This is a genomic window from Mesorhizobium sp. M0870, from assembly GCF_040319775.1.
In the GTDB taxonomy this organism is placed as follows: Bacteria; Pseudomonadota; Alphaproteobacteria; order Rhizobiales; family Rhizobiaceae; genus Mesorhizobium.
The window spans coordinates 1-8,764 of sequence record NZ_JAMYOI010000062.1; the positions used below are offsets into that span (position 1 = coordinate 1).

5 protein-coding genes and 2 pseudogenes are annotated in these 8,764 nt (G+C 61.1%); 4 read left to right on the forward strand and 3 right to left on the reverse strand.

Annotated elements, in window-relative coordinates:
* Positions 1-2,223, reverse strand: a 2,223-nt coding sequence (locus NKH97_RS32860) for a Ulp1 family isopeptidase (RefSeq protein ID WP_352799883.1), incomplete at its 3' end; no start/stop codon positions are given.
* 96 nt (positions 2,224-2,319) lie between these two features.
* Here NKH97_RS32860 and NKH97_RS32865 point away from each other — a divergent pair.
* The 4 genes and pseudogenes from NKH97_RS32865 to NKH97_RS33420 form a co-directional block, all read left to right on the forward strand.
* Positions 2,320-2,568: a hypothetical protein gene (locus NKH97_RS32865; protein WP_352799886.1), complete on the forward strand. Its 249-nt coding sequence runs from the start codon at positions 2,320-2,322 to the stop codon at positions 2,566-2,568.
* Between the two features lie 378 nt (positions 2,569-2,946).
* Positions 2,947-3,729, forward strand: coding sequence for an IS701 family transposase (locus NKH97_RS32870; RefSeq protein WP_352799890.1), 783 nt, complete (start codon positions 2,947-2,949; stop codon positions 3,727-3,729).
* Between the two features lie 166 nt (positions 3,730-3,895).
* Positions 3,896-4,117 (forward strand): annotated as a pseudogene (locus NKH97_RS33415) (IS701 family transposase); the annotation flags it as partial.
* Positions 4,118-5,114: 997 nt separating this feature from the next.
* A pseudogene (locus NKH97_RS33420) lies at positions 5,115-5,372 on the forward strand (IS110 family transposase); the annotation flags it as partial.
* Between the two features lie 337 nt (positions 5,373-5,709).
* Here NKH97_RS33420 and NKH97_RS32880 read toward each other — a convergent pair.
* A complete protein-coding gene (locus NKH97_RS32880; protein WP_352799893.1) occupies positions 5,710-7,482 on the reverse strand; it encodes an F-box protein in 1,773 nt (590 codons plus the stop codon).
* Positions 7,483-8,188: 706 nt separating this feature from the next.
* Positions 8,189-8,764: hypothetical protein (locus NKH97_RS32885; RefSeq protein WP_352799896.1), on the reverse strand; the 576-nt coding region annotated here is incomplete at its 5' end.

Genomic DNA, 8,764 nt, shown 5'->3' on the forward strand with positions numbered 1-8,764 from the left:
GAGGACCTCCTCGCTTGATAGCTGGTTGCTCCTGTCCTGTGCAGCGATCCGCTCGTCCGGCGCGCGCTGGTCGCCGTCGCGCCAGCTCAGGGGACGAAAGGACCCTGCGGGATCCGAGGCTTGGTGATGGGGCCCAGTTGGCACGAAAGACGATGCCAGAACAGCGTCGTCTTCATTAGCTTTCCCAGGGGGGAGATACTCTGGCCAACTGTATTCCTCCTGCGGCCCGCTGTGCTGCGCAGCGGCGTCCCCCTTGCTCTCAAGACTTTGAAATTTAAATGGGTCCCCGGGAGCAACGTCTGGCGCTGACTGGCCGAGCCGCTTGATCTGCTGGTGAAACGTCCCAACGGGGCTTTCCTTAACCGCGTCTCGGGCCTGTCGGTCCATGAGTTCAAAGTTTGTGAGATTATTTGCCGTTCCGAATGTATCGTCACCCCTGAGGCGGGTTTGTAGTGCCTGCCGATTGACGACGAGGTTGTTGAGGTTCAGGTCATCTGGCTGCGATTGCAATCGCCCAACCAGCGCCCGCGTGCCGTCCACCACGTAGATTCCGCAATCCACCCCGTTGCTCTGCTGGGCGATGCGGGGTACGCCCACGCGGGTCTCCAGGCTGGCGCCCAGATTTTCTGCGAGCTCTTTTGCAAGCGTGTCATTGCATCCGTTGTAGGAGTCATAATGATAGGCAACCGGCCGTTCCCGGTCGCTGCGATCAACGAACAGCAGCGACCAATGTTTGCCGCGCTCCTCACGAGTCGTACCGGCATCGCTCACTGGCACGAACAGGAAGTCGGCTGTGTCGTTGCCGTTCTTATGGACGATGCGCTGGAATGCGCTTAGCATGACGCTCTTGGAGCCCAAGCGCAGATGATAATTGGCTACGAGGGGATCCACGAACCGCGTCCGGGCGGCGAGATCTGGATTGTTCCCCTGCAACTCCTGCTCCAGGAGTTGGTAATCCCTCTGGATATGTTCGTCGCCTAGCCATTCCAATGCGCCGAGCACCCGCCCGTCTTTAGCTTTCCCAGGGGGCTTCTCTGGCCGACCCAATGCCTCCTGCGGCCCGCTGCGCTGCGCAGCGGCGTCCCCAATGGCACGAGCCTCCATGCCGACTGCGTCTTCCGGACGAGCAGCAAGGGCAATTTCGCGCCCGGGTGCGAACTTCCGGAGATGAGCTAGTGCACTGATCCTCCGGTTACCACCGGAGTTCACATAGCGCTTGGCATCTTCATCCAGCGACCCCTCGTGAAGCCGATCCGCAAATCCCGGCCTGTTATTATCAAAGAGCCAACGACCAAAGCCGAGAAGAGAATTTACATGGCGCTTGACCGTGCTCTCCAATGCTGACCTCAGCCCTTCGACAATGGTCGCATCGTTGGAATAGAGAGGACCCTTGTCGCGACCGGAGACCCCTATTGGAGGATCTGGCTGCACCGCCGGCGGCACAGAACGAGCATGGTCACGCAACTCGGACGGTGCGGGGGGATTCAGATCAACCACTGACGAATCCGGCGCATCATGATGGCGCGCCGTTGAGTGACCCGGCTGCAGCACCGAGGCACCCAGCATCGACCCACTGTCTCCGGCGTAGGGCGCCGCGGCGTGTTCTTGTCCGCTCCCTTGCACCATGAGTTGCGCCTCCCATGGCGATGTATCCACTTGAGGGCCGGGATCATGCACTGGTTCGTCCATTTGCTTTTGCAACCGAGCCCACCTTTCGGCCACCGCGGCCTCGCCAACCGCGGAGGGCGTCTCCTCAGCCCTGGCGAACGCTGGCCCGGCAGGCGCCGCCGGCACAGAACGAGCATGGTCACGCAACTCGAACGGTGCGGGGAGATTCAGATCAACCACTGACGAATCCGGCGCATGATGATGGCGCGCCGTTGAGTGACCCGGCTGCAGCACCGAGGCACCCAGCATCGACCCACTGCCTCCGGCGTAGGGCGCCGCGGCGTGTTCTTGTCCGCTCCCTTGCGTCATGAGTTGCGCCTCCCATGGGGCCGCGGCTTCGATGAGGCTCAGGTCTCCCTGAGACGGATGAGGATGGAACGGGTCTGGCAGAGCCGGAACGCCGGGGGCGGGAATTTGGGCAGCGGCTTGGCGCGCCTCGCCCGAGCGCTGCTCAAAGCCCTCTTGCCCGGCCTGTGCCGCTTGCTCTTGAGATGCCGGGGGCTGCACCTGCCGCCAAGCTGTTACATTGGATAGGTCAAATTTGTGCAGGTTCATGCTAGCCTCAGGGGCTCCGGCGGCCTCCCTGCATGGGAGTAGCGGGAGGTCGGTCTCCCGGGCAGGCTCAACGGTCACCCGGTCAGGAGGTCTGCCATGGAACAGTTTCTCGGTCTTGATGTTTCCGTTCTCACTACCAGCGTCTGCGTAATGGAAACGGCTGGTAAAGTCATTCGAGAGGGCAAGGTGGAGACCGAACTGGAGGCGATCGGCGCCCTGTTTGCGATTGGCGGCCTCTACAAGCGTGTCGGCCTTGAGGCCGGTCCGTTTTCGCAAATGGCTCTACAGTGTGCCGCAGACGAAATGTGCCGGCCGGCCAGAAGGCTTTTGGTGGAACGACCATAATTGCTCGCTCTTGCGGTAGCGATTGCCTAAGGCTGGTCACAGAGGAACTCCTGCAGGTTCGTGCCGTAGGGTATTTGTTGATCCAACGAAGCAAATGCCGTGCCAAACCAGAAAACCGTTTTTAGACAACATGATCGTTTTGATAGTGCAGTGTTTCATACCCAACACTGTCTGAAGCCCGACAATGAGTCCGACTGCCGGGCATGCAACCGAACGCTGTGATCCTGTTCTCCGGACAGGTCTCCCGCTGCAGCCCGACTTGGCAATTCATCAGGGCATGTCGCAAAGGAGAAGTCGAAGGGCAAGGCGGCTTCCGGCTCGCACGCGGCCCTCCAAAGACATCGACGCCCTCATGCCCTGGGCCTTAAGGAGGGAACCATGTCTGTCGCTTCGTGGTCAGGGTCGTTGTTGGCTTGGGAGCAGGAGCTCACAGCGCTGAAGGCGTGGGTTGGGCGGGTGCTTCCTCGTCGTGAGTTGCGAGAGACGGGCGCAGATTTTCTCGACGGCCTTCTTTCCGGCATTGAGCGCAAGACAGGCTGGCTGATGGCTGAGCAGTCCGGAGCGGCCCTATCGGATGCAGTCGCTGTTGGGGCGCAACCACTGGACGCTGCGAGACGAGGGTTCGCCATTATGTGGTGGACGGCGTTGGGCGATGTGGATGGCGTCCTGATCGTCGACGACACGGCATTTGTGAAGAACGGCGATCGTTCCGCCGTTGTCGCGCGACAGTACTCGGGAACAGCGGGTCGGATCGAGAACAGCCGAGATCGGCGTGTTCTTGGCTTGCGCGAGCCGCTACGGCCAAGCGCTGGTCGATCGTCGCCTTATGTACCGGAGAGCTGGACAAAGGATCGGGCTCGATGTGCCAGGGTGTCGATCCCGGAGACGGTCGAGTTTGCAACCAAGCCGAAGATGGCGTCCGCCATGGTCGAGGCGGCGCTCGATGCCGGCGTCCCGTGCGCTTACGTTTTTGGCGACGTTGTCTACGGGGCGGACAGCAGCCTTCGACGGATGCGGGAAGCTCGCGAGCAGCCTATGTCTTTGCGGTCCGAGGCGATCACTTCACGCGCCGTGGAGGGGATCGTGGGTTTGAGGAAACCTCGCCCGAGGAACTGGCCAGGGAGTTCGATACGACGACTGGGTCTGTCATGCGGCAGGTGAAGGCGCCAAAGGACCTCGGCTCCCTACGACTGGGCACGCATCCGCCGCCCTTGGACGTCAAAAGGCGGCTTCGAGCATTGGCTTCTCGTCGCAAGCGATCGACATCCGGAGAAAGAGCCTACTAAAAGTCTTCGCCCCGCCCTGTTCCTTCTTGGCCGAATTGGCGGCAGTGGCCGGCCTGCGCTGGGCGATCGAGGAGTGCTTTGAGCGCGCCAGGGATGATCTCGGACTTGATCATTGCGAGGCTCGGTCCTGGCACGGATGGCATCGCCACATGAGCCTGTGCATGGCCGCCCTGGCATTCCTCTCGAGGCTACCGGCTGATCTTCGCCGCAGCGCATGGAGCAAACCGAACGAAACGAGTCCAAAGGAGCCAATCGCCGCGTGATCCGGATGGCTGCACTCGTCCCGAGCGTCCCCGAGATCCGCTATCTCCTCGCCGGATGCCTATCTTCCCACCGACGCAAAAGCCCTTCATCATCGCGTGGTCGCTATGGCGACGACCACGGCATCAGGCTGCGTCAACCATCTATCAGTACAAACGCCATCGACATCCGCAACCGTAGTACTTCTGCAATGGGCCCTCGTTCGTCAAGTCCCTCTGAACGATATCTCATCGCCGGGATCATGCTTCTGTCCGTGGTCAGCGCGAAGCCGCCACACCAATGCCATCAGATCCAAAGCTAACAGGCCAATCTAGGAAGCGTGATTTGCCGAAGCGTTCGCAGCACTACACACGACCTTGGCATCTAGTGCGCCGGCTTTACCCGCGTCTCAGAACGCGGAATGATGAATCCGCTTCCGGGTGATCCGGTGAAAATCATCTTTACGATCCGAGGAGAAGCGACTTAAGATCGTGAGCGCCCTATGATCTTATGTTTTCGGAAAAAGCTTCGGAAACAGCGCGTCCAGAGCGTCCGCCGGAAAGCGTAGGGACAAAAGGCCCTTTGGCGTTTCGGACGCCAATAGTCCGAGCGCGATCACATCATCGAACACTCGACGCGCCGTACGTTCGGGTAGTCCGCTAATAGGGGATGCCTCGCCGCGGTCAAACTCACCGCGCATGCGTCAGGCTGCCAATTGATCACGATCTCACCCGACTGGGAGTTCAAGTTAGAACTTGAACCTGACCGGGTACTGCTGGATGGCAAGCTTCATCCCAACCCGGGCTGATATGAAACAACGTCCGGCCCCGAGGCTTAGGCTGCAATCTCGTATCGCTTCCATGCGCTGTTCTCTTGGAGCGTTTTGCGGGGTTGGTCTGCTAACCTCGGAGGTCAACGCTTAACGGCGTTAGGATGAGCGTTCGAGGCGCAGGATTACTGCCGACACTGCTCTTCTTGTTCGCATTGGGCAGTTCTCGTTGGAAGCTTCCCATCTTCCCGACTGCGGCCGGCAAGGAGCGGCTCGGCGGCATATCGAAAATGGGCAACCGACGCTCCGCTCGCTGCTCGTTTGTGGCGCGACGTCTGTCTTGCTGCGCGTTAAGGGAAACGACACTAGTGACCCTTTTGGCGCGGCGGCCTTTCAAGGTCGTCGCGGTCGCGCTCGCCAACAAGATGGCGAGGATTATCTGGGCGCTGCTCAACAAGGGCGGGACATATCGAAATACTGGTGCGGCAAGGGCCGCAGCACGCGCCTGAGCCGAACGACGACCAGGACGGACTGGCCGGCGCCACGCCGGACAGAGGCGAGGTGCACAATGAGACGATGACCCACGGGATGAAATTCCGATGCGAGGGAGGCCGGCCGACAATGCGCTTACAGCGCGTCAGATAGATCAGCCTCTCGCATCGCGAATTTCATCGAGGCCAGCGGTCTTAGACCGCGCTGAACGGCCGGACATGTGACCGCTGTCCCGCTGGGTGAAATGTCTAAAAAAGCGCTTGTCCGCGTGGTCGTTGCACATATGTCGTTAGTAGGTCATCTCCTGCGAGCCAAAGACGGTCCGTAAGCCGGAACCCTTCTTCGGATGGCTGCCTAAGGCAATAGTGCCGCCAAGGCGAAAGCCCGATAATCCGGTTCGGCAAGTCCGTCGGCCATGGCAGCGATGCGCCGTCGTAGCTCGGGCGCAAGCCCCGCCAGGCCTGCCCCGAGGGCTTGGACAGCCAAGATGCGATCTATGGGGCGGTCGAGTCGCTCGGCGAGGACGACGAGACGCCGCTGGAGCTCTAGGGCAAGCCCTGCCATGCCCGCTCCGAAGCCCCATAGCGCTGCGACGCGGTCTGTGGATCGGTCGAGCCCCTCGGCGAGGACGACAAGACGCTGTTGGAGTTCGGGTGCAAGCCCTGCCACACCCGCTCCGAGGCCTCTCAGGGCCGAGCCGCGATACTGTGACGGACCGAGCCCCTCGGCGAGGGCGACGACCCGCTGCTGGAGCGCGGGTGCAAGCGCTGCCAAGCCACGTCCGAAGCGCAATAGACCCTCGGTGCGATCTTCGGGCTCGTCCAGTGCCTCGAGGAGGACCACGAGGCGCTGCTGGAGGATGGGCGCAAGCCCTGCCACCCCCCTTCCGAGGCCCTGCAGGGCCCAGGACTGACGCCAGGGATGAAGCTCTTCGGCGAGGAGGATGAGACGCCGCTGGAGCTCGGGTGCAAGCGCTCCCACGCCCGCGCCAAGGCCCCTCAAGACCGAAGCGCGGTTCCCGGGCTGGTCGAGCCCCTCGGTGAGGACGACGACACGTCGCTGGAGGTTGGGCGCAAGGCTTGCCACGCCTGCTCCGAGTCCCTCCAGGGCAATGGTCTGAGACCTGGGCTCAAGCCCTTCGGCGAGGAGGATGAGACGCCGCTGGAGCTCGGGTGCAAGCGCTGCCACGCCCGCTCCGAGGCCCCACAAGGCCGAAGCGCAGTCGTCGGGGTCACGAAGCCCCTCGGCCACGTCGACGAGACGCTGCTGGAGCCCGGTTGCAAGGGCTGCCACGCCCGCTCCGAGGCCCCTCAGGGCCGAAGCGCGATGGCTGGGCTCGTAAAACCCCTCGGCGAGGGCAACGATACGCTGCTGGAGCTCGGGCGCAAGCCCTGCCAAGCCTATTCCGAAGCCCGTCAGCGTATATGGGGTATACCAGTGCGGCGCAAGTTTCTCGGCGACGGCGACGAGACGTTGCTGGAGCTCGGGCGCAAGCCCTGTCACCCCCTCTCCGAAGCCCCATAGGACCGTGGCACGATTCCAGGGGTGAAGCAGTCCCTCGGCAAGCGCGACGAGGTGCTGCTGGAGTTCGGGCGCAAGCCCTCCCACGCCTGTCCCGAGGGCTCGCAGTGCCGAGCCGCGATGGTCCTGGTCCTCAAGCCCCTCGACTAGCGCGACGAGGTGCTCCTGCTGCACTCTGGTGAGGCAATTGAAGTTGCGCGCGAGTGATTCCATCACGACGGGATACGTCAGCGGCTGCGGGCCGGGTTGGAGTTGCATCAGCCTGTGCCAGATGGCCTGAACCTGGATTCGCCTTTCTTGAGGCGTTGCGACTATCATCGCGGCGACACGCAGCTCTTGATTTGTGTGCGACATCCTCAGCAGATCCATCGGGCTGAGCCGCTCAGCAATCTCAACGAGCATGTCCAGCGGCAGATCAAGGATACTCAGAGGAGGAGACGCTTGATCTTGAGGCTCAGAGCGCGTCTGCTCCACTATAGAACAGGATGATTCACCGGGTCCTTCAACGCCAGCCGCCGGTCCAATGGGAGAATCGTCCGTGATATCACGCTCGATGGGGTTGAATGCCGAGATGGGCGCCTTTCCTCGATCCTCAATGCCCCTCATAGTTCACCTCCTATGCTACATCTTGAGATAATCGTGATTGTCGCGCAGCGGAATCTTCAAGGATCGGGCAGTTCCTAGAACGTCGCTGGCTTGACCAGGTTGAGCAGGCGAATTGCTCGATCGGACAAGATCCTTTCCATTCTCACCATGAGGTGAGCTGCCCTGTCGAAGAAGACTGGATGAAGCCGCCAGGTCCAGGCCGCCCGCCAATGATTGCCCAATGTCGGCGTGCACTGATGGGGTGCGCACCTGGGAACTGTTCAGCATCATGGCTCATCGGGGGCGCTCCGGTGGTTGTGGGCGGCATCAGCCGAGGTGTCGGATCGTCTTCATCATCAAGATGGATCCCCGCAAAAGACGTACCGCTTCAAACGATCGGCATTGATCCGAGAGCTCCCGTGCCGAGGGGAATCGACTTTACCTGTTTAGTCAGCGGCGTGGATGTCGGCACTGGCTCGGCGAAGCTTCTGCCTGCGGCGTTGCCCCGCGCCGTTTGGAGCCTGGTTGAAGTTCATTACTCGGATTTTGGATCGATTGTATGTAGTATCCATTGTTGATTCCGGTCGGTGACGATTTCCTGTGCAGGAGACCCATCTCATCGCTCTGTGGCCGATCCGGCATGCGCGCGACGAGCTTGCAAACGGCACATAAAGCTCTTCGATCAGCGGCCGACCCTCCGGATCATAGCCGAGATCGGGCTGCCTCGTCAGAAAGAACCGGCGTCAGAGCGTCTTTCGCGCGGGCCAAGGTTCCGCTCCTTCTGCCCAGCGACCTCGGCGAGTTCGCCTGCCGTGGTGGGATGTCGGCCATAGTCGAAGTCGAACGCGGTGTCGATGGTGCTGGCTGGAATGATCCGGCAAGGTAAGTTGCGGGCTCCGCGATTGCTTGCCCGCTTCGAAATATGGATCTCTCCTTTTGTCCGAAAGTGGGCATGCCGAATGTCCGCCAATCTGTTGCGAACGGAACGAATCCCAGCCAATACGAACGTATATTCCGCTGCGCAAACTGGTCTGGATCTTGCGTTGTGCTTTGTCGAACACGAAAAGATTGGGTGCCCGGAGTCCAGTTCACAATGTGGGATCGTCAGTGAATGATCTTCCCACGTTATCCGCTTGGCTCCCTGCGGTAGGTGCTGTTCGTGATTTCGAAGACAAGCGTGATATGAAATCCGCATCCAGGCATTGATCCTCAGCATGGTGCTGAGATTGGTGGTTGGAAGGCACGCAATGGCAAGACGAGTTTTCAGACCGAGGTGTCCAAGCCGGCTACTAAGCCGGATCCC

Coding starts and splice junctions, on each gene's coding strand:
- NKH97_RS32865 (WP_352799886.1), top strand. CDS start 2,320: ATGGAACAGTTTCTCGGTCTTGATGTTTCCGTTCTCACTACCAGCGTC.
- NKH97_RS32870 (WP_352799890.1), top strand. CDS start 2,947: ATGTCTGTCGCTTCGTGGTCAGGGTCGTTGTTGGCTTGGGAGCAGGAG.
- NKH97_RS32880 (WP_352799893.1), bottom strand. CDS start 7,482: ATGAGGGGCATTGAGGATCGAGGAAAGGCGCCCATCTCGGCATTCAAC.